Annotated in this window: 17 protein-coding genes; 4 read left to right on the forward strand and 13 right to left on the reverse strand. The window is 48.1% G+C overall.

Features of this window, described 5'->3' with window-relative positions; all coding sequences use genetic code 11:
- Positions 1-46: 46 nt before the first annotated feature.
- Positions 47-655: a YtjB family periplasmic protein gene (locus AC3CIC_RS02730; protein WP_488515278.1), complete on the reverse strand. Its 609-nt coding sequence runs from the start codon at positions 653-655 to the stop codon at positions 47-49.
- A gap of 263 nt (positions 656-918) precedes the next feature.
- On the opposite strand from AC3CIC_RS02730, the gene serB reads away from it, so the two are divergent.
- Complete coding sequence (gene serB, locus AC3CIC_RS02735; RefSeq protein ID WP_488515279.1) at positions 919-1884, forward strand: phosphoserine phosphatase; 966 nt, start codon at positions 919-921, stop codon at positions 1882-1884.
- 70 nt (positions 1885-1954) lie between these two features.
- Here serB and AC3CIC_RS02740 read toward each other — a convergent pair whose 3' ends face one another.
- Positions 1955-4291: a PilZ domain-containing protein gene (locus tag AC3CIC_RS02740; RefSeq protein WP_488515280.1), complete on the reverse strand. Its 2337-nt coding sequence runs from the start codon at positions 4289-4291 to the stop codon at positions 1955-1957.
- A gap of 144 nt (positions 4292-4435) precedes the next feature.
- On the opposite strand from AC3CIC_RS02740, the gene radA reads away from it, so the two are divergent.
- Entirely contained in the window at positions 4436-5815 is a 1380-nt protein-coding gene (gene radA / locus AC3CIC_RS02745; RefSeq protein ID WP_394211034.1) for a DNA repair protein RadA, read from the forward strand.
- 106 nt (positions 5816-5921) lie between these two features.
- Here radA and AC3CIC_RS02750 read toward each other — a convergent pair whose 3' ends face one another.
- From AC3CIC_RS02750 to ettA, 3 genes are all read right to left on the reverse strand, one after another.
- Positions 5922-6962 carry a M23 family metallopeptidase gene (locus AC3CIC_RS02750; protein ID WP_488515281.1) on the reverse strand — a complete coding sequence of 347 codons (1041 nt, stop codon included), beginning with the start codon at positions 6960-6962 and terminating at the stop codon, positions 5922-5924.
- Between the two features lie 186 nt (positions 6963-7148).
- Entirely contained in the window at positions 7149-7520 is a 372-nt protein-coding gene (locus tag AC3CIC_RS02755) for a PilZ domain-containing protein (RefSeq protein ID WP_394211030.1), read from the reverse strand.
- Between the two features lie 189 nt (positions 7521-7709).
- Complete coding sequence (gene ettA / locus AC3CIC_RS02760; protein ID WP_016959748.1) at positions 7710-9377, reverse strand: energy-dependent translational throttle protein EttA; 1668 nt, start codon at positions 9375-9377, stop codon at positions 7710-7712.
- A gap of 362 nt (positions 9378-9739) precedes the next feature.
- Between ettA and sltY the strand changes: the two genes are divergently transcribed.
- Positions 9740-11710 (forward strand): murein transglycosylase, encoded by a 1971-nt coding sequence (sltY, locus tag AC3CIC_RS02765; protein ID WP_488515282.1) that lies wholly within the window; start codon positions 9740-9742, stop codon positions 11708-11710.
- Between the two features lie 82 nt (positions 11711-11792).
- Positions 11793-12086, forward strand: a complete 294-nt coding sequence (gene trpR / locus AC3CIC_RS02770; RefSeq protein WP_017004610.1) for a trp operon repressor — start codon at positions 11793-11795, stop codon at positions 12084-12086.
- A gap of 50 nt (positions 12087-12136) precedes the next feature.
- Here the strand turns inward: trpR and yjjX are convergent, their stop codons facing one another.
- The 8 genes from yjjX to dctP form a co-directional block, all read right to left on the reverse strand.
- Entirely contained in the window at positions 12137-12688 is a 552-nt protein-coding gene (gene yjjX / locus AC3CIC_RS02775) for an inosine/xanthosine triphosphatase (protein WP_488515283.1), read from the reverse strand.
- Between the two features lie 17 nt (positions 12689-12705).
- Complete coding sequence (locus tag AC3CIC_RS02780; protein WP_488515284.1) at positions 12706-13566, reverse strand: sterol desaturase family protein; 861 nt, start codon at positions 13564-13566, stop codon at positions 12706-12708.
- Between the two features lie 198 nt (positions 13567-13764).
- Positions 13765-14427: a spondin domain-containing protein gene (locus AC3CIC_RS02785; protein WP_016959755.1), complete on the reverse strand. Its 663-nt coding sequence runs from the start codon at positions 14425-14427 to the stop codon at positions 13765-13767.
- Between the two features lie 13 nt (positions 14428-14440).
- Positions 14441-15103: a spondin domain-containing protein gene (locus AC3CIC_RS02790; RefSeq protein WP_488515285.1), complete on the reverse strand. Its 663-nt coding sequence runs from the start codon at positions 15101-15103 to the stop codon at positions 14441-14443.
- 209 nt (positions 15104-15312) lie between these two features.
- Complete coding sequence (locus tag AC3CIC_RS02795) at positions 15313-16962, reverse strand: diguanylate cyclase (RefSeq protein WP_488515286.1); 1650 nt, start codon at positions 16960-16962, stop codon at positions 15313-15315.
- The gene (locus tag AC3CIC_RS02800) at positions 16959-17342 is read right to left on the reverse strand and encodes a response regulator (RefSeq protein ID WP_488515287.1); all 384 of its coding nucleotides are present in this window, start codon (positions 17340-17342) and stop codon (positions 16959-16961) included. The genes AC3CIC_RS02795 and AC3CIC_RS02800 overlap by 4 nt, the downstream gene beginning before the upstream one ends.
- The gene (locus tag AC3CIC_RS02805; protein ID WP_488515288.1) at positions 17342-19783 is read right to left on the reverse strand and encodes a PAS domain S-box protein; all 2442 of its coding nucleotides are present in this window, start codon (positions 19781-19783) and stop codon (positions 17342-17344) included. The genes AC3CIC_RS02800 and AC3CIC_RS02805 overlap by 1 nt, the downstream gene beginning before the upstream one ends.
- Positions 19783-21897, reverse strand: coding sequence for a TRAP transporter substrate-binding protein DctP (dctP, locus tag AC3CIC_RS02810; RefSeq protein ID WP_488515289.1), 2115 nt, complete (start codon positions 21895-21897; stop codon positions 19783-19785). Before dctP ends, AC3CIC_RS02805 begins: the two co-directional genes overlap by 1 nt.
- Between the last annotated feature and the right edge of the window lie 7 nt (positions 21898-21904).

A 21904-nucleotide genomic window follows, 5' to 3' on the forward strand; every position in this document is an offset into this window, starting at 1 on the left:
GTTGTGACAAAGTTGCTCTTTAGGACCTAAGACCGCTCTCGCTCTACTAATCATTATTTTTCAGCAAAAATGTCGATCGCCAGAGATCTTTGCGGCTAGCAAACGTGAAGATGAGTAACGCCCCTGTCACGATCGCCACCAAAATCATGGCACGGACCAAATTAATGCTTTGTTCTAAGCGATTAGAGGCCACTTTTATCACATCACCATGTTCTAGAGTGATGCGTAAAAAGCCCACCACGTTGCCATTGTCTGCAATGGGCTCAACCAGTTGAAGTCGACCAATGCTGGCAACAGACAGCGGTGTATTGAGACCAGTGAGCTGTTCAAGCGGCATTGCGCCGACAGAGTTAACCACAATATTCCCCCTGATGTCGTACACGGCGGAGTCCAAGATCAAATCCTCACTCTGCAGATTCGCAACTAAGCGTTGAAGTGACTCTATGTCATCGTTAGCAATAGCATCGTGGGCAGCAGCAGCAGCTTGACGTAAAATGACGCGAGACAAGGATTCGGTCTGGTCGTATAACATCTTATAGTTACGGTTATTTAACTGATTACTGTACATAAAAAGCATCATTACCGTAGCGAAGCACGCCACAAGGATAATGAACTGCCACAGTTTTTTTAGGCGTTTTTTATTTATTTGTAGCATATGCCTTCCAAGCAATAGGCGAAGTTATGAAATACTTCGCATCAAAATCAGCGCGCCCTCAGTTTGCTGTCAGCACTTAAAAAATGCAAGTCAGCGCTTGGCTTAACCAAATTCTCACTGAGTCAGTATTTTGAAGTCACTCGTCGATCGCGCTACTGTGATCATACGCACTCTTTGATATAGTAGTATGCCCAAACAAGCTCTCGCTGAATAAGCATCTGAGGTTGCTCGGGTATACGAATTTTCAAAAAGGAATTTATGCAATGGATGCATTTTCAGCTTATCCAATAAAAAAGCACACCAAACTGTTAAACCGATTCCCTTCTATACGTGGCTTTCGTCCGTCTGACTGCCGTCAAGCAGGATGGCTACTGTTCGGTTTGCACATCAGCCCCTCTTACCTTGATGATTTTTCGTTTCTCACCGGTGAGCGTGTTCGCCCGTTAGCGGGTTGGACGGTTGGTCCTTATGAAGTGCTACTTATGCGCGGGGAATTAACGCCTGAGATTGTCGCTTTGTGTGATGCACTGTTTCTCGATTGCTCAGGGCTGGAAAATATTCCTAACCTTTATGAGCCAGGCTTGGCGTTATTTGATATGGATTCCACTGCGATTCAAATCGAATGCATTGATGAAATAGCCAAGCTGGCAGGTGTAGGCCAGCAAGTTTCCGACGTCACAGAGCGTGCTATGCGTGGCGAATTGGATTTTGAGCAAAGCTTGCGTCAACGTGTCGCCACGCTCAAAGGCACGGATGTGTCTGTGCTTGAGCACGTGCGAGACAATATTCCTTATATGCCTGGAATGCGTCGTCTGACAGCGTCGCTGCAGGCACGTGGTTGGAAAGTGGCGATTGCTTCTGGTGGATTTACTTGGTTTTCTGACAAACTCAAAAATGATTTGTCGCTGGCGTATGCCGAATCCAATCAGCTAGTGATTGAAAATGGCAAGCTGACCGGTGAAGTGGCCGGTACTGTCGTGGATGCACAGCGTAAAGCGGACATTTTGCGCGATTTGGCAGAGAGTTACGAATATCCGCCGTCGAACACTTTAGCAGTGGGTGATGGTGCCAATGATCTAACCATGATGGCCGCGGCGGGATTGGGCATTGCTTATCACGCGAAACCCAAAGTGCAGCAAGCTGCGCAGGTCTCGATCCGTCATGGGGACTTAGGTGGCGTTATGTGTGTGTTGTCAGCGTCGTTGTTGCCTCAGCGCCTTAGCTGGTAAGGGCTGTTTGCCAAGCTAGAAGCTTAACGTCAAGCGTTAGCTTCTAGCTCTCTGTTTTTTGGTTTTGGGTTCATCCCATTTCCAATCGCATCATCACTTCATCTGTGATGTCACTCATTTCGCCGTAGACACACAAATCGGCAAACTCATGCTCAAGCTGTGCCGTTCTTTTGGTGGATAGCTTCATCAATTGCTCTGACGTTTCCGAATTTAGCCACTGACTGCCATCATCTATAGGCTGCATCCAATTTCGTACGGCAAAAAACTTTCCGCGCTTTTTCGCTTGAGAGATGAAAAACTTTCTCTCCTCGGGTGTTTCAAAGCTGTCCAATGAACGTGACTTCACCGCGATGACCACGCCATTCGCAATGGTTGCAGCGACATAAAACTCATGTCTTATCTGCTCAAGACGGTTTCGTTGACGTGTTACTCCGTTGGCGTATTTCGACAAGTGCTCACCAAGCACTGGCGCCAGCGAGATCATGCCCGCCGCTGCGCTTTTATGCAAAATACGGCTGAGTTCGCTACCTGGATAGTTAGTGCCAATCCCTGACACTTGAAGCGTTTCACCACGACGAACGAGGAAATACGGTGTGACGGACAAACGTGTTAGCAACATTTGATGCATGGCGCTAAGAAGCGGGGCATCCGGCAGTTTTTCACTGTCTAACATGAGCTTATGTTGGTTGTGTTCGATGAGTCGCTGTAAGTAGTGACTGCGATGTTTACTGTGTCTGTCCTTGAGCAAAGCAAGCTTAACGTTTGTGCGGTCTTCGCTGATTTGGATGACTTTGTATGGCACATTTCCGAGCGGCGCGTTGGGATCCACGCGCTTTAGGTCAGTAAATGTCACCGCCACTTCTTGTGATTTACTCCCAGAAAAAGGGCCACTCAATGAAATATTTAATCCATGAGGAGAGAAATCAATTGTCTCGCCATGCAGTTCACCACTGGTGTGGTGAATTAATATGGTGCCCGTTTTATGCTGGTAACGAGGTTCTTTACGTTGCGGTGCGAGTACTGATGGCACCGCGTCTATCGCCGCAATAGGATCTCGCTCATGGACAAATTGATTCAGTGACCGAGAAGGCAGCTTCGGTTTGATCGGGATGCGATAGTCGCTGTTAACGGTTTCTAAGGTTAAATCCTGAATCGTCGCGATGTGGGTTAATTCATCAATTTGCTGGATGTAGGCAGGAGAGATGTCCTGTAAACGTCGAGTGTCCTCTTCATTAATTTTCGCCATCGTAACGCGCAGCACACGCCATGAGGGGCGAGAGCTACCCACATGCCAAAATAATCGGCGAAGCTCGGGTGTTAGCTCTGTTGGGCAGGCAGAGAAAAAGAAGGTTTTATCACTGTGTTGGTGGCTGAAGCAATAGACCAGCGTTTCACTGCTAGTGAGTCCCTCTAAGGCCAAATGTTGGAGCCGAGCAGCAGAAAAGAGTTTATCAACCACAGGCAGGTTGCGTTCATCATGCCAGTAGTCCCACAGCGAACGGTTTTGCTCAGTTAGCAAGCTATAACGCAGCTTGTTGCCACAGAAAAACAGCGGTAATGAGGATGTTTGCTCAAGAAAGATTTGTTCGTAACTCTTTGAACGTGTTGTTAGAAACTTGTCTTCATTTTCTGAGCGCGAACTGACAGTGTCTTGCGTACTTTTGGTCTCAATCGCGTTTTTGATGGCGTCAGTACTGGTCACTAGACGCAGTCGAAGTCGCTGAAAACTGTCTTTGTTGAAATTAAGTTCAACCCCGACCACGCGATAATTTAGGCCGCTAAACAGTTCAGGCAGACGGCATTCGTCGCCCAATTGCGGGAAGTAAACGACCAGTGTTGAGCCTTCGTCATAACGAAATGCCGCAGGTAGCTTAACTTGCATGCCCGAGTTAGATAGATCGATTGTCGAGCCGTTAACTTCCGTTCCGTCGGGCAGAAAAGCCTGAATACGGCTGGAAATTTGAATGCGATTTTCACTGCGGGACAAGTAATGACCAAAGCGCAATGGCACGGTTTCTACCGTATCCATCGACTCAGCTGCACGCACATCGCCTTGACGTTGCAATACGCGATAACTGTTGGAGGTGTTGTGAAGTTCATCCCACAACCCTTGTGTCATCTTACCTTGATAGATATCGAGACGGCGCTGATACAGATTGATCGCGACATCATCCAACCAATGGTTCACGTTGTTGAGAAAATAACGACGGCATTCGCCGACCACTTTACCGCGTAAGTCCACGGGGCGGCTGCACGCAGACATGAGCTTGCGCACTTCCATTTTAATGATCAAGCGTTCAGAGTTACTTTCTGTTGGGGTCAGCTTAAACAGTAAATCATCAAAACCTTCCATCTCATAGAGTGGAAGTAACTGATCGTACAGCGTCTTATCGTGGTCCTGCATCATGGTAAAGTCTGATAGAATCGTGAATTATTTAACGGCTGAGAAGGGGCATAGTTTACCTGTTTTCGTGTAAGTGTCTCGAAGATATGCATAAACTTGCCTTGTCTCGCAGTTCTCGAACCGCAAGACGTCATTTCAGGAGAAATCATGTCGAAAGCAAAACGTGCCTATGTCTGCAATGATTGCGGCGCAGACTATCCACGCTGGCAAGGTCAATGCTCAGCGTGTGGTGCATGGAACACGATTACAGAAGTTCGCTTGGCGGCCTCGCCTCAAGTCGCACGTAACGAAAAGTATGCGGGCTATGCAGGCAAAGCTGACGCGCAAGTGCAAACGTTAGCGTCGATTGACCTGCAAGAAGTGCCTCGTTTTAGCAGTGGCTTCAAAGAACTCGATCGTGTGCTTGGCGGCGGTGTTGTGCCTGGCGCAGCCATTTTGATTGGTGGTAGTCCGGGGGCAGGTAAAAGTACCTTGCTGCTGCAGATTATGTGTTGGCTAGCCAGTCAAATGCCAACCTTGTACGTGACCGGTGAAGAGTCGTTACAGCAAGTCGCTATGCGCGCTGAACGTTTGGGATTACCGAAAGATAAACTGAAAATGCTCTCGGAAACCAATGTTGAAACCATCTGTCAGATTGCTCGCCAAGAGCAGCCCAAAATCATGGTCATCGACTCGATTCAGGTGATGCATTGTGCCGATGTGGTGTCTGCACCCGGAAGCGTCGCACAGGTTCGAGAATCTGCCGCCGCTTTAACCCGCTATGCCAAGCAACACAATGTGGCGATCTTCATGGTCGGGCACGTCACCAAAGACGGTTCTTTGGCGGGCCCCAAAGTACTCGAGCACTGCATTGACTGCTCTGTGATGCTGGATGGTTCGAGTGACAGTCGTTTCCGTACCCTTCGCAGCCACAAAAACCGATTTGGCGCCGTGAATGAGCTTGGGGTGTTTGCCATGACAGGGCAGGGGCTTCGTGAAGTGAGCAACCCGTCAGCCATTTTCTTGAGCCGAGGCGAAGAGGTGACATCAGGCAGCGCAGTCACTGTGCTGTGGGAAGGAACGCGTCCTTTGTTAGTCGAGATACAGGCGCTGGTGGATTACAGCCAACTGTCCAACCCTCGTCGTATTGCCGTTGGTCTTGAACAAAACCGCCTTGCGCTATTGCTTGCAGTGCTCCACAAACATGGTGGCTTGCAAATGTCCGATCAGGATGTGTTTGTGAACGTGGTGGGTGGCGTAAAGGTCACAGAAACCAGTGTGGATCTTGCGTTGCTACTGGCGTTGATTTCCAGTTTTCGTGATCGCCCTTTGCCTCGGGATCTGGTGGTCTTTGGTGAAGTGGGATTGGCCGGCGAAATACGCCCTGTGCCAAGTGGTCAAGAGCGTTTAATGGAAGCCGCGAAGCATGGATTTACCCGCGCAGTTGTGCCTTCAGCAAATGCACCGAAAAAAGACACGCCGGGGATGAAAGTCTACGGCGTGAACAAGCTATCAGAAGCGCTTGCCGTGCTGGATGAGTTTGATTAGTTTTGCTTATAAGCAGAAGCAGAAGCAGAAGCAGAAGCAGAAGCAGAAAACAGAAAAAGGCACATTGCGTGCCTTTTTTCGTTTGGTTTGACTGGAAGCTATTGAGCTACTTGGTGCTCTCAATCTCGGCGGTGTCTGAGGCCGCAGAGTGATTGGCGACAGCAACCAGACCAGCTTGTCCTGTTGCATCGGACGCTAGTTGAACCTGCGTTGCGACCATGCTCTCGACAATTTTCACCAAGCTTGCCCATTTCACTTTATCTTCTTCTTTGAACAGCGCTTCAAAATTGTCGTGTGTCCAAGCGATAAAGCGCTTCGGATTCAGTGCGCGGCCAAGAAATCTCACTTCGTAATGAAGGTGTGGTCCAGTAGATAACCCCGTATTGCCAGACCAGCCAATCAAGTCGCCTTTTTTCACAAATTCGCCAGTATTGACGTTGAACTTGTCGAGGTGTGCGTAAAGCGTCATAAAGCCAAAGGCATGGTCAATCTTGAGTAGGTTGCCATAACCTTTTTTGCGACTCGGGCGTTTGTATTCCACCACACCATCTGCGGGAGCATAAACGGGTGTGCCGATGTCTGCGGTTAAATCCAAACCAAGGTGGAATTTCTTGCTTCCAGTAACCGGATGGGTGCGGGAGCCATAGCCGGATGAGCGACGATAGCTTTCAATCGGTTGACCACTTGGGATCAATCTAAGCATGGTGGCACGTACGGCAGAGTTGATCACTGCAACATCTAAGCGTTCTGTTAGTGGAACTTCGCTACTGTTTTCTTTTTCTAACCCCAACACTTCTTCAACGCTGGAAACACGTTGAGTGAGATAATTCAGCTCGCTTTCTTTTTCTTCGATGGTTTGCGCGTATTCTTCTTCTTTATTGTTGATTTGCTGCTCAAGTTGTTGACGCTTTTGCTTGAGAGACTCGAGTTGCCCGACCAGAGCGGAGCTTTTCTCTGTCATGTTTTTCACCGTCATTTCTGCGGTGGTTGAGCGGTGATTGAGGTAATAAATCGTGGCGATACTGGCGACAATACCGACCACGAGTATGATCAATAGCGTGAGCAGCACTTTTTTAAGCGACGGAGAGAGCACAAAGTGGCGAGATCCATTCGCATGTGAAACGGCAATTCGAATGTTATGTGGCATGGTTACTACTACTTCATGTATCTATGCACGTAATGGCGCTTAGTGTTTATTTGAGCCAAGCATTTGGTAACGCACAGCACTTGTAAAATGGACGCATAAAAAACAGCGTGATAATTATTTCCAGAGTCATCAACGCCTCGAGAGATGATCCCTAGAGCGGTGATCTCTAGCGACCAACTTCACCGATTATACGGTATCTTTTAGATCTGTCAGTTGTGCTAATTCGCGGTGAAGCAAATCATCGTTACCGACGTTCAGTTCAACCAGACGTTTCAGGTGGCTCGCACTGTCGATATCAATATGATCAATCTGGAAGCGAAGATAGTCGCCGCCGTCTTGAATCAACTGAAGCTCCATGCTGAGCTCAATGTCAGAGTCATGCAATTTGAAGCTCACAACATAATCTGTCTCGTTGCCAACGCCCCAATCTTCAGGGGTGGAAAGCAGTGCGCCTTTTAGCGATAGATCAAGAACGTTAGAGGTCCAACTTGATTCTCCCTGCCTTATCGTGGCGGGAGTGAGATAGACAACACGCGAAAACATACGACGTTCTGCCATATAACAAATCCTCAGTACAATTTACACCAAGTGTAGGAGAGACGAGTCGATATCTCTACTCTTGCGTCTCGTCTCCGTGATGCGCTGCGCGTCTTATCAATAAGATGGATGGGGATATGGGCTGAAAATGCAAAAAGGGCCACCGAAGTGACCCTTTGACTCATTGCAGTATTGAATGCGTAGCGCGAATTACTTGGTAACGCGCTTGTATTTCATGCGATGAGGTTGAGCCGCTTGTGCGCCCAAGGTTTGCTTCAGCCATTCGCTGTATTCGTTGTAGTTACCTTCAAAGAAGTTAACTTTACCTTCGTCGCGGTAATCCAAAATATGGGTCGCGATGCGGTCAAGGAACCAACGGTCATGCGAGATAACCATGGCACAGCCTGGGAATTCCAGCAGCGCCTCTTCCAATGCACGTAGGGTTTCTACGTCCAAGTCATTGGTTGGTTCATCCAGCAGCAATACGTTACCGCCTGATTTTAGCAGTTTCGCAAGGTGCACACGGTTGCGCTCACCGCCCGACAAATCGCCGATGCGTTTTTGCTGATCGCTGCCTTTGAAGTTAAAGCGCGAGCAGTAAGCACGTGCAGGAAGTTCAAAGTTGTGGATACGGATGATTTCCGCACCTTCAGAGATCTCTTGGTAAACCGTGTTGGTGTCCGTCATGCTGTCACGGAACTGCTCAACCGATGCCAATTGAACGGTTTCACCCAGTTCAATGGTGCCGCTGTCAGGCTGCTCTGTGCCGCTCAACATTTTGAACAACGTCGATTTACCGGCACCGTTCGCACCGATGATGCCGACGATGGCACCTTTAGGTACGCTGAACGACAGATCATCAATCAGAACGCGATCGCCAAACGATTTGGTCAGGTTGTTGATCTCGATGACTTTGTCACCCAAGCGCAAACCTGGTGGAATGAACAGCTCGTTGGTTTCGTTACGACGTTGGTGTTCGGTGTTGTTTAGCTCTTCAAAGCGCGCCATACGTGCTTTAGATTTCGCCTGACGACCTTTAGGATTTTGACGAACCCACTCAAGCTCTTTCTCAATGGTCTTTTGACGGGCACTTTCCTGCGACGACTCTTGTTGGAGACGCGCATCTTTTTGCTCAAGCCAAGAAGTGTAGTTACCTTCCCATGGAATACCTTCACCACGGTCAAGTTCTAGAATCCAGCCTGCTGCATTGTCCAAGAAGTAACGGTCGTGCGTGATGGCCACAACAGTGCCGTTGTAATCCACCAAGAAACGCTCCAGCCAGCCCACAGATTCTGCATCCAAGTGGTTGGTTGGTTCGTCGAGAAGCAGCATGTCAGGTTTTTCAAGTAATAGACGACAGATAGCGACACGGCGACGCTCACCACCAGACAGATGCTTAATTTTCGCATCCCATTCTGGCAGACGAAGGGCGTCAGCAGCACGCTCAAGGGCGTTATCAAGGTTGTGACCGTCTTTTGCTTGGATCAGCGCTTCAAGATCGCCTTGTTCTTTTGCCAGTGCATCGAAGTCGGCATCGGGTTCAGCGTAAGCCGCATAAACCGCGTCAAGACGAGACAGTGCGCCAGCCACATCCGCGACCGCTTCTTCCACAGTTTCACGTACGGTTTTATCTTCGTCCAGTTTCGGTTCCTGTGGCAGGTAACCCACTTTGATGCCTTGTTGGGCACGTGCTTCACCTTCGATATCGGTATCGATACCCGCCATGATGCGAAGAAGGGTAGATTTACCTGAGCCATTCAGACCCAATACGCCAATTTTGGCGCCAGGGAAAAAGCACAGGGAGATGTCTTTCAGGATCTGACGCTTCGGTGGCACGATTTTGCCAACGCGCGACATGGTATAAACGTACTCAGCCATTTCTGCTCGCGTTCTCTTGTCACATAAAAGGGATATTCTAACTGGTATAGCCGATTATTGTAACAGCCATACCGCAAAGCGACGGTGTCGGGAACCAATCGTTGATTTTGATAACAAACAATAAGACGGTGTTTTAATCAGACGTAGATGAAGAGTGACGTGCGCAACATTCATGCACCGCAACGCTGATAAGCACAGATCAACATCCCGTTTTGACATTACGACGCATTCAGCAACAGTTATTTTGCGGCATATATCAAATGAGTTTGGTATATAGACCAGTCGTACACCGTAAAATCCGTCCGGCTAGGCGGATAGGGTATAAGCTATAAAATCAGGCGCGCCTTGGAGATGCATTCAATATGCTATCGATAGAAAAATCAATAATTACAGAAACCTATAATAATTTAGCGAAAGACGTTTTGCGTTCAGCGCGTTTTGGGTTTATTGCGTTACTCGGGGTATCACTTCCAGCGCAAGCGCTAAGTTTAGAAGAGCAACGCACACGCTATGAAAAAGCCATTGCGGCGATTGAACGCAATGATATGGCGACATTTTCGACACTCAAATCAGGTCTTAACGGTTATCCGCTTTATCCTTATCTCGATTATCGCGAATTCATGCGTGAATTGAGTTCAGCGAAGGAGCAAGAAGTTGAAGCGTTCGTTGGTCGATATGACGAATTGCCGTTCACGAATACCGTGCGTGCTCGCTATTTGAATGTATTGGCATCGAGAGGTAAGTGGTCAGAATTGCTGGCTTTTCAAACGACAGTGCCTCGTGGCGAAAGCCATCAGTGTCAGTACTATTATGCCCATAGCCAAGCGGGAGACAAAGCGTTGGCGCTTTCCGGAGCCAAGTCGCTGTATTTGTCCGGCTCATCGGTTGACCGTGCGTGCGACAAGCTTTTTGAAGATTTACAGGATAAAGGCAAACTCAACAATGCTTTGGTGTTAGATCGCATGTTGTTGACGTTTGATAACCGAAATAAAACGCTGCTCAAGTATTTGGGAAAGCAACTGACAGGTAACGCCGCGGCAAGTGGTCAGCAAATTATTGCGCTTTATGACAAGCCTCAAGGTGTCGCGGAGTTTGCGAAAAAAAGCAAAGTGACGCCGTTTAATCAGCGTTTAACTCGTCTTTCTTTTGAGCGCTTAGCGCGCATCAATGCCAAAGACGCTGTGGCGCAGTTTACTCGTGTGGTGGAGGGACAACATTACAAAAAGAACGAGCGGCAAGAGATGGCAGATTTTCTCGCCAGCCGTTTGATGTCGACAGATGACGATACGCTAGCGAAATGGCGTGACAAATGGCTTAAGCAGTCTACAAACCCATCTTTGTTGGAACGTCGTATTCGCGTCAGTTTAGTGAAGGGCGATTGGAAAAAAGTCGAGCGGTGGCTAAATGTTCTGCCAGAAAAAGAGGCCAAGAAACTGAAATGGCGATACTGGCATGCTCGCATCGAGATGGAAAAAGGCAACAAGGCGCAAGCCGAAAAACTGTTTGCTGACATGATTGGCGAGCGCAACTTTTACAGCGTTGCAGCAGCCATGCACCTCGACAAGCCGATTGATATTCCTTTCCAGACAACCTCGCTGAATATTGAGTCGATTAAACCGTTTCGCGCGGCGTTAGATCGTGTCGGCGAGCTGCTAGTGCTCGACAAGGTGGTAGCCGCTAAACGCGAATGGCAATATCTGCTTAGACGCGCCGATCTAGAGCAAAAAGCCATGCTGGCCGCCTTTGCTTCTGAGAGTAAGTGGTATCACCTTTCTGTGCAGGCAACCATTGCTGGTAAGTTGTGGGGACACCTTGAATATCGCTTCCCTGTGGCCCATCGCTGGTGGTTCGAGTTTTTCAGCAAAGAGCGTGAGGTTCCGTTGACAACATTGCTTGCATTGTCGCGTCAGGAAAGTGCGTTTTACACCAATGCGGTATCGCCCGTTGGTGCACGAGGTCTGATGCAACTCATGCCAGCCACGGCTAAAGAAACCTCGCAAAAGCTGGGCTTTCGTTACCTTGGCAAAAGCACATTGAGCGATCCAGGAATTAATATCCGTCTTGGCAGTGGGTACCTTCGCATGTTGCTCGACAGGTTTGACGAAAACCGCATTTTGGCATTTGCTGCGTACAACGCCGGGCCACACCGTGTTTCGCGTTGGTTGGATAAATCCGATGGCAATCTCGACGCCATTGCGTTTATCGAAGCAATCCCTTTCAACGAAACCCGTGGATATGTGCAGAACGTGCTGATGTACGACATTTACTATCGTAAGTTACTTGGGAAGCAGATACAGTTTTTGCATGAAAGTGAACAGAGTCGACGCTATTAGTCGTGTTAGGTAACAGTATGATTGAGCCAAACTCTGGCTGTGCGTAAACTACGCCAGAGTATTCTCTTCCTGTGAGGCTAGTATGCAAGACACGCCCGAGTATTCAGACTGGCAAGATGTGCTGGATTTGATTCACAGAGCAATAGATTCAGGGCATGAAGCGGAGCTTCTTAAAATGCTGCTGACACAAGATGAACGCACCGCGTTGATTGCGCGCGTGAATATTGTCAATGAGCTGCTAAAAGGTGAAATTAGCCAACGCCAGCTAAGCCAGATGCTGGGTGTAGGCATTGCCACCATTACCCGCGGTTCAAATGAGCTTAAACAACTTGATGACAGCCAGAAGGCGTGGCTGGGGAAAGTGTTAGAAAAATAGGACCGTAAGGTCCTATTTTTTTGCGCGAACGTTTTTGGCATCTGCCAATGCTAGCCGTGGTTTTGTGGCGAGTTATTTTTATCTAATGGCGGAAACAAGTTCGGATGCATAAACGGGATCAACGCCAGAATAAGTGCTTGGTGATAGACCGAGCTGCGGGTGAGTAAGTCCCCTGTTAACATGCCAATCGCTCCGCCTTTTTGCTTTACGTTTTCTTCATTGAACATTTCGTCCATCACATCGCCTAGCTCTTTGCCTGTTTCCAGCGCTTTGAGCGCCTGTGGCGGCAATGGCACAGAGGCTGAGCGCGACTCACCGGTGCGATCGGATGATTCAATGACCATCCACGCAAAGGTAAATGGGTTATCCAGCCCCGCTTCAACGCCCACGTAGAAATTACCGTCAATCACCTTCTTTGCGTTGTGAACGCGATTTCTTGCGCCTGCTAGGGTCTCTTCGCTCGTCATGGGTTGATCGGCCACATCACTGGAAACAGAGATGCCTTCAAATGTCATGTCGTTATCGGGGAATACACTGCGAAATGCCGTTTCTACTGCGGCAATTTTGGCAGGGTTGAGCGAGGTGACGATCACTTTTGTCATGGTGCTAATTTCCTGAACTAAGGCGTTTGTTTTGATTTTTTGTTCGAACGGGATTTGTTTGATCCTGATGCGCTAAACAACAGAAAGGGCAGTGCTAATAAGCCGCTTAACCAGACGACGTGCCGCTCCTCACGCTGCGTTTTGATACCGATGGTCATGCCGTAATGGCCTTCATCAGGCTGGGCGCGATAAGTGCGAAAGAGTCTGTCCCAAATCGCAAGATTAAACCCAAAGTTTGAATCACTTTCATAGCGATGAATAGAGTGATGGACGCGGTGCATATCCGGTGTAACAACCAACAGGCGTAGCCCGCGATCGATAGCGGGTGGGATGGCGACATTGCTGTGATTAAACAGTGCCATACCGCTAAGTATCACTTCAAATAAAATAACCGCGACCACAGGCGTGCCAAGCAAGGCAATGGCGGCAATCTTAATCACCATCGACAGTAAAATTTCGAGAGGGTGGAAACGCGCACCCGAGGTGACATCGAGATCTTTATCGGCATGATGAACGGCGTGCAAACGCCAAAGCAGGGGGATTTGATGAAACAGTCGGTGTTGCAGCCAGATGATCCCATCCAGAGCGATGATACAAACCAATACGGATACCCATAGTGGGGTGCTCACTAGATTAAACAAGCCAATGCCTTGGTCAGCGGTCCATGCAGCAAAGCCTGCCGCTGCCAGCGGGAAGATGGCGCGAAGCACGAAAGTGTTGAGGATCATCAGAGAGATATTATTGAGCCAGCGCTTGGCTTTGCTCACCGTAAGAAGGCGCTTAGGAAAAAGCCATTCGGCGAGCCCCATTGCCGCAAAAATAGAGAAAAAGGTGAACAGTCGAAAGGCCATTTCCTGCGACTCAATAAATGTCAGCACGCGCGCTCCTGCTATGAATGACGGGTTGTTAGCTTATCATACAATACGGATCTGAATGACGATCAGCGCAATGCGCTATCATGCAATTACCCCACACATGCAATTACCCCACAAAAATAACTGCTCACGAAAAGAAAGCGCCTAACAGAGGGAATGCTAGGCGCAAAGTACATGTTGAGAATAACGCCGCTAAGCGAGTTACCAAACACGTTTAATGGTGATTTTCGCGCCGGGGTTAAGGAAACGATGACGATAGCTCAGCGCGGAAGAAGAAAGCCCTTCATCTTGCGACAGTACGCCAGGGTGAATACGAATACGGTTCGCATCATCACGATCGGCATTGAAGCCTTCACCACCTGCCGCTGGGCCTGGAACCGAACCTTGAGATTCACTGTTAGCCTCTGTGCCCGCATCCCACACGGGTAAGGTGATAGTCATGCTTTGACCGGGTTTTAGTTTGCGTAAATCAATGCCTGATTGCGCAACCAACGCATCATTAGTATTGACGAGCATGGAAGCCACAGAGAGAAAACGCGTTTTTTGGTTACCCAGTTGCAAGGTAAAGGTTTCCGATGCGCCGGGACCAAGTGGTGCTTTCCCTGACACGGCATCTTCAACGGATCGTTGCTTCTTGTAAGTCAGAACGTCGCTGTTATCGCCACTTTCGGCGAGTTTTTCTAATGCAACACTCACCGGTTGCCCAACTTCAAATAGATCGAAGTTTTTACGATGCGTTACCAGCGTCACTGGTGACATAGGTTGCGCATCAGTCAGATTTTCCACCGTAACGGTGTACTCTTTTTGCAAGGGACAACCCGCCAATAACAGCGCAGTGATCCCAACGAGAGATAAGCGAAACATAGAACGCCCTCCCTTAGTAAACCGTGACGGTGATGATGGCAACCGGATTCAACCAACGGTGTTTGGTGCTATCAAAATCACTGATACCGCCTGTGGCGTTGGTGTCGCCAAGATTCCCAGGGTGAATATGAACCGCTTGATTTGCAACGTCACTGTCAACGCCCGTGCCGCCCGTGCCAAATGTTAAGAAAGGAGGGTTGGGAACACTGGCGGCCAGTTCATCATTTGCTTCTGTGCCAGCATCATAGCCATTAGCGTTAATGACATAGGTGCCTCTCTTCTTCGGTATTTTCCAGCTGTCGACGCCGATGAATGCATCGTTTGAAGGGAGCAACATAGCGGCAATAGAAAGCACGTCGCCGTGTTGAGTATAAAGACGCGTAGAGGCCGTTTCGCCTGGGGCTAGAATGCCTTCGGCAGGGTTAGCGCTAACGGCTGCGCCTACGCTCAGTGCGACGTCTTCTAATCCGCTGATATCGCCACCCTCTGCCATGGCTTCAACAGCCTCAGATGCGGGTGTGCCTGTTTGGAAGAGATTAGCGTCATCCGAGTGTGCAGCAACGATTAAAGGGGTGAAATAGACGCCGTCGGTAGCGTTGGTGATGCTCACATCGATATTTGCGGCTTGTGCGGAAAACGCAGCGCCCATCGCGATGGCTAAGAGTAATGGTTTCATGTTTCGCTCCATGTGCAATTGAAAGACTCAAGAATGCGTTGAGACTTTCAAAGCATGGCGCGGAAAAGTGGCGAAACGGTCTCGAATTTATTGCGAAACTCTCACAGAGTTATGTCAATTTATTCGTGAGGTTAATCGGGTGCATTGTTGTTTCGCTTTAGCCACGGCAACCCTGTGTTATTGGGCGGCAATTTCGTTCTTATCACTCATTAGGCGTGATTCTTTTTATTTGCATCCAACTCTACATGAGTCACCACACGGTTACGGCCTTTTTCTTTGGCCATATACAAAGAAGAATCTGCCGCTTCAATAATGGATTCGACCGAATCAAATTCAGGGAAAGTTGCGACGCCTGCACTCAAGGTCGCGTAAAAAGTGTCCGGACCATTGGAGAACGGCGTCTTTGCAAAGGTGATCCGAAACTCGTCAATCAGTCGAAGGGCGATATCTGCAGGTGTGTCCGGTAAAATGAGCGCAAACTCTTCCCCCCCGTAGCGGGCACAGGTATCGGTTTTTCGGAATCGGTAATTGAGCAGGCGGGCGACGCCTTTGATGACTTTGTCTCCCACGGGGTGACCATATCTGTCGTTAACAGACTTAAAGTGATCGATATCTATCATCACAAAACTCAATGGAGATTTGTGACGACGTGCTCGTGACAATTCGCGGTCGAGGGCGACTTTGAGGTTCGAGTGATTGAGTAACCCTGTGAGGCTATCCCTGTCCATTAAGGCGCTTAATTGACGGAAGCGTTTAGCGCGAATGGAGACTGCTTGCGTTAGGTGCAGATCATTGATGGGTTTGGTAAGAAAGTCATCTGCGCCCACTTGCAGCGCTTTCATTTGCAGCTTTAAGTCGGTTTCACCAGAAAGGTACACGATAGGCACATTGGTGTGAGAAGAGTGCTGGCGAATAACTCTGGCGGCTTCCACGCCCGAACACTTGGGCATATACAAATCCATCAGTACCAAATCGGGACTGAATTCGCCGAGCTCATCGAGCAAATGTTCTGGATCGTCAACGATCAGGGTTTTCATTCCCGCCCCTTGCAGCACAATGGAGTAGTGCTCAGCAAGTATCTGTTCATCTTCAACGATCAGGACACGGTATTGGGCGTTATGAGTTTCCCAAAGAGAATCCAGTACACTGAGAATATCATCGTATTCAATTGGTTTATGGAAAAAGGCAAACGCCCCTGCTTTGGCAGCGAGAAGTCTGCTTTTCCAACACTCGGTGCTGCTTAATACCACCAGTGGAATACCGCTGTTTTTACGCCACACCTTAGTGACTTTACTGAGTAGGTCACATTCATTGATATCAACAATTAGCACTGACGGCGCTTCTTTACTCAAGGCCTCTTTCAAGTCATCAGTGGCGTCGAATGACAGCACGTCATATTCAAGGTATTGAAGTTGTTCGACCATATCTTGGGTGTTACTGAGATCATCGGCGAGCACATAGACCAGTTGCTTCGTTCGTCCTTGTTCATGAAGCAAGGTGACTTCACCATAGGTGAGATCTTCCGGGCGTTTAGGTTCAATGCGAGCCACATCGTCGATTGTGGCAATGAGCGCATCAATATCCGTATTTGGCCAAGGGTTTTCTTGATTCTCAAGAGAAGGCTTGAGCAAGACTTCGATATCGCGACCACGTTCTCCTAAATCGACAAACCCTAGCGTAGTGGCCGTCCCCGCTAATTTATGTGCTTCAAGCACTAGCTCATCAAGTTCGCCATGGGTCGATTTCTTATTGGTTTGGATCGTTTGCCATAACGTCGTTATTCTTTCGACGCGCTTACCAATGCCTTTGGCAAATTTGGCTTGTTGTTCCTGAAATTTTTTTAATTGAGATGGTCTCATAAGCCTTCCCTTGTCATCATGCTTTTGATTTTTTCGGCAAGCATCATTGGATCAAAGGGTTTACTGATAACCCCAATAGCACCGCATTCGTGGTAGGCCTTTATCTCGGAAGGCTGCACTTTTGCAGTCATAAAAATAGCGGGTGTCACCTCCATATGAGGCAGCTTGCGTAAATTTATCAGCGTAGTGGGTCCATCCATATCAGGCATCATCACATCCAGCAGCAGTAAGTCAGGGGAGGAGAGCGCTCCCTTTTCCAATGCTTCTTCACCACAACTGCATACAAGAAGGATGAAATCGTCGCCTTCTAACGCCATTTCGGCAACATCGCGAATATCTTCGTCATCTTCTACATATAAAACAGTAATTGGCTTGCTCATTACACTGCCTTTTTGGGGGATGTTTTCTTAAGTATAAGACGGACTTCCGATTTCAGTTTGTTGATATTTAATTGAGACTTTTCATGACACGAAATGACGTTGGTCGGCAGTGTCTTTTCAAGGCGTGTTTCTGAAATCAAAATGACAGGGTTCGCGTTTTCTGCCATTGAAGATAGGAAAGGTGTAATACTCTCTTCGTCCCATTCATTGTCCAATATGACAAGCTCAAAATGTTGCTGTTTGAAAGCCAGTGTGGCGGCTGGAAGAGAGGGAACACGAGATATTTCTGCGACCTTAGCAATCTCATTTCGCAATACTCGAATGAGATTGTCGTCACTCCCGACATATAACACCTGAAACACTGCGTTGAATGGGGTTACCACACCCCCGTGATCAGCACTCAAGCGCTTAGCCTCGGCTGTATCAATAGGGAGCGTGAAGTAGAAAGTAGACCCCTCATCGAGCGCCGAGAAGAAGTCAAGTTGTCCCTTATGGCCTTCTACAATCGATTGGGTGATGCTAAGTCCTAAGCCTGTTCCACCAACTCTTCGTGTATCTGAGCTGTCTGCTTGGGAGAAGCGTTCAAAGATGCGTTGATGGAATTCAGGAGGGATACCCGATCCGACATCAGTCACATCGATGCGGTAAAATGAATCCTGTTGCGCTAGTGTGATGGTGACTTCACCATATTCTGGGGAGTATTTGATCGCGTTTGACAATAAGTTAGCCATCACTTGCAACACCCTACCTGAGTCGGCATTGACATAGGCATCGTTAACTTCGTTGATGTATACCAACGAGACGTTGTGTTGTCGTGCAAACCCGTCGTTGTCGTCAATCGAACGCCGAATCAGTGAATCAAGATTAATACGGCTAAAACTAAAGCTGAGTTGCCCTGAATCTAGTTTTTCAATATCAAGAATATCGTTGATTAAAAGGGTTAATCGTTCACTGTTTCGAAGTGCAATGGTGAGCATCTTTTTGCTTTTTTCTGGCAAGTCATTGCCAAATTTGCCTAATACGATACCTAACGCACCGCGAATTGATGTGAGCGGAGTACGTAATTCATGACTGACGGTTGCGACAAATTCATTTTTTACACTTTGCGCCTTTTTGCGAGCCGTAATATCTCGAATAATGCCAGTAAACATTCGCGCACCTAAGACGCGCATTTCACTGACGGATAGCTCTGCGGGAAATTCCGAACCGTCTTTGCGTTTAGCGACGATTTCTCGACCAATCCCGATGATTTTTGCAGGCTTTCCACCGAGATAGTTTGTCAAGAAAGTGTCATGTTGTAGGGCGAAATCTTGTGGCATCAGCATGTTCACTTTTTTCCCGATAACTTCGTCAGCGTAATACCCAAATAAGCCTTCTGCCGCGGGATTAAAGGTCGCGATGTAGCCCTTTTCGTCGATGGTGATGATGCTATCAACTACGGTGTCAACAATGGCGAGCAACTGGCTTTGGCCCGATTGTCTCTCAGCCTCAAGATTCAATTCACCGGCTTTGTTTATTTGTTCTGTTGTTCGGTTAAACGCATTCGCTAGCACTTCTAATTCAATGGCGGTGTGAGAGAGCGCAATCGGGTAAGTGCCTTCTTCCACTTTTTCTGACAGCTGCGCAATAGGGAGAGCCATTTTTTCCCCCCACCGACGTGCAATCGCCACGATAGGAAATAAGGATATTAAGGCGAAAATGCCAACGCTAGTTAGCCATGGCGAGATCTTGTGTAGCAGGTAAAGGTAAGGCTCGGACAAGGTGATGGATATGGGGAAATCACTGAGTGTCATGTCTGATGAAGGCACCACAAAGGCTGTGGACTCAAATTTGTGCCTTTCACCGTTGGTGAATTCCGTTTTTTCGCCCAATTTGAGCGAATAGTAACGGTCAATGTTTTCAAGCACTGGCGAAACCAACTCGGATAAGTTAACTCGTGCAATGATGCCGCCTTGTACCGCGCCGAAATACGTAATGGGCTCAATGATAAAGAAAGCCCCATTGTGCAGTTTTATGTCCCCCTTGCCGGTTACCAACGTTTCTCTGACGAACGAGGCAGAATACCAGGTGGGGGGAGAAGAGGATTTGTCTAATAGAGAGCTCGCATAATCAAAAAACTGCGCATCATCAATGGCAGTGTACTGGGTGAGATCTTCTAGCGCATGGTCGAAATAGAGGCTGCTGCCGTTAATGTCGATAAGGCTATTGATTGACAGCTGACTTTCAGCGGTTCGCGTAACCGCGACGCGTTGGTTGTTGATTTCTTGATTCAATATTTTGAGGCGAGTTTGTGCTTGAGTATGCAGTTCCACATGGAGCTGCTTTTCTAATCGAAACAGCTCCATCACCGTGGTTGCACCGACCACAAAAAGAAAAAATGACACAAGTAACACCAAATTCAGATTGGCAAATCGGCTGGCAATGCTTCTATTTTCGGCCATTAGTTTGTGGACCTTATAGGGTGAAGCATGCCGTTTTTATAAAAAGCAAAGATATAATCCTCTGGCGTTAATGCATCTTGTTGACCGCTTAGGAAGGGGGATTGATAGCGCTTCATGACACCTTTGTGTTGATCAAGATTCTTCATTTCCTGACGAATTTTCGTCATGTCGGAGCTGCCTGCTTTTCGTGTTGCTTGTGCTAACAAGTGCATTAAATCGTAAGCATGTGCGGTGCCAGATGGGGCGAAAATGTCGGTGGCGGATAGGGTGTTGTATTGATGGTGGTAACGCTTAGCCAGCGACGTGGCAATAGGGCTGTCATTGTCGATAAAGGAAAAAGTTTGCAGCACACGAAGATCTATTTTCTCTAGCTCTCTTGCAGCCTGTTGGGCAAATTCTGACCCTGTTATCCCCCAATGAGAAATCACGACAGGAGGCGTGGGGTGTGTCGCTAAAGCGGCGAGGAATTTCTGACCTTCTACAGGATTACCAACATAAATAATGACTTCTGCACCCCGTTCGATGAGTCGAGTTGTTTTGGATGAAATATCCTTTTCTCCCCAATGAAACCACTCTAAATGAGCGGGAGGGAGATCGCGCTCTGCCATTGCATTGGTCAAGCCTTCGTAATTGCTTCGTCCCCATCCATTGTTAACCAGCATTAATCCAATATTGGGTGATACGTCGAGAGCGCCGTCGAGGAGAAATTCAGCGGCATACTCATCTCGAACAGAGACACGGAAAACAAAGTTGGGATCATGGCCGTTATCTACAATAGGGGTAGCAGCAGCCCAAGGAACGAGCATGAGCATGTCATGTTGATGGAGTAAATCGAGCTCGGCGAGGGCTACAGGGCTACTTATTCCGCTGAAAACAGCAATAAGATTGGGCAGTTTGGCGAAGGTTTTTATGTTGTCGATCCCTCGCGATGGCACCATGGAGTTATCTCTCGCCACCAGTTTCACTTCCTTACCCAGTAGTCCGCCCTGTGCATTAATTTCGTCTAGTGCCAACTCAATGCCACGACGTATGGCTAATCCTGATAAGGCTGCAGCATTTGTTAGATCTGCATCTAGCGCGACCAATAAAGCCTCTGGATGCGGCGCTTTCCAGTTTTGGCTGGTTTGCAATACTTGTTCAACTAGCGCAGTGCCAAACATCATGCGATTACGCTCAAGAATTGTTTTGGAGACATCCTTCATTTTGCCAATAAGGTGAGGCGACGCTTGTGTGATTGTCCATTTACGCTTAACAGCAGAGTAAGCATTTTCTCCTTCTTGATCGGCAAGTGAATATTGATGCAGAGTAGTTGCTTTTGCTGCCTCTAGCAGCGCGTCTTGATAAATACTAGGAAGCGAATCAAACGAGCTCGGTGACATCATCATCACAAGTGAGAGGTATCCATGATTGGTTTTAGTAATCTGTAGATTGTCGACGCCGAGTTTGGCGATATTGACGAATGTACCCTCAGCCCCGTCAATGGCTTTTTTGGCAAAAGCATCAGCGACATGATTGGAGGCAATGGGTACCGTGGTACTTCCCCAATGCTCAAACTGCTCGCGGAGCACCAAGCTCTCCATGATTCTGAAGCGGCGGTTTTTAAAATCAGACAGCGATGAAAGCGGGGCAGTGCTAATTAATTGCTTAAAGCCGCCTTTCCAAAAAGCGAGTCCTTTAAGATCTTGCTTGTCGAGTGTTGATAACAGCGTCCGCGCTGCACTGGATTCATACACACGTTGCACAGCGGCGTTATCTTCGAATAAAAATGGAATGTCGAGGATCTGCATTTCAGGCACAAGGTGGGACAACTTTGACGCTGGTGTGATGATGATATCCAACTTATTTTGTTGTACTTGAGCTATCACTTCACGCTCTGATAGGCGCGAGGATGTCGACACTAATTCGACAGTGACATTACCTTGAGTTGCACTTTCTAATGATGATGCAAAGAATTTTGCAGCCTTATGCTCAGAACTGCCTGTGGCATTTGCCAGCGCCAGTTTTAATACGAACGATTCAGCGTCTTGCTCAGGATTGACGACTTGCGAATCGGTTTGACGATCGCAACCGATAAGCAGCATGACAAACACGCCAAATAATAAAGTATGTTTCATCAAGTTT

It is taken from the genome of Enterovibrio sp. QJM3NY_24 (genome assembly GCF_057786035.1).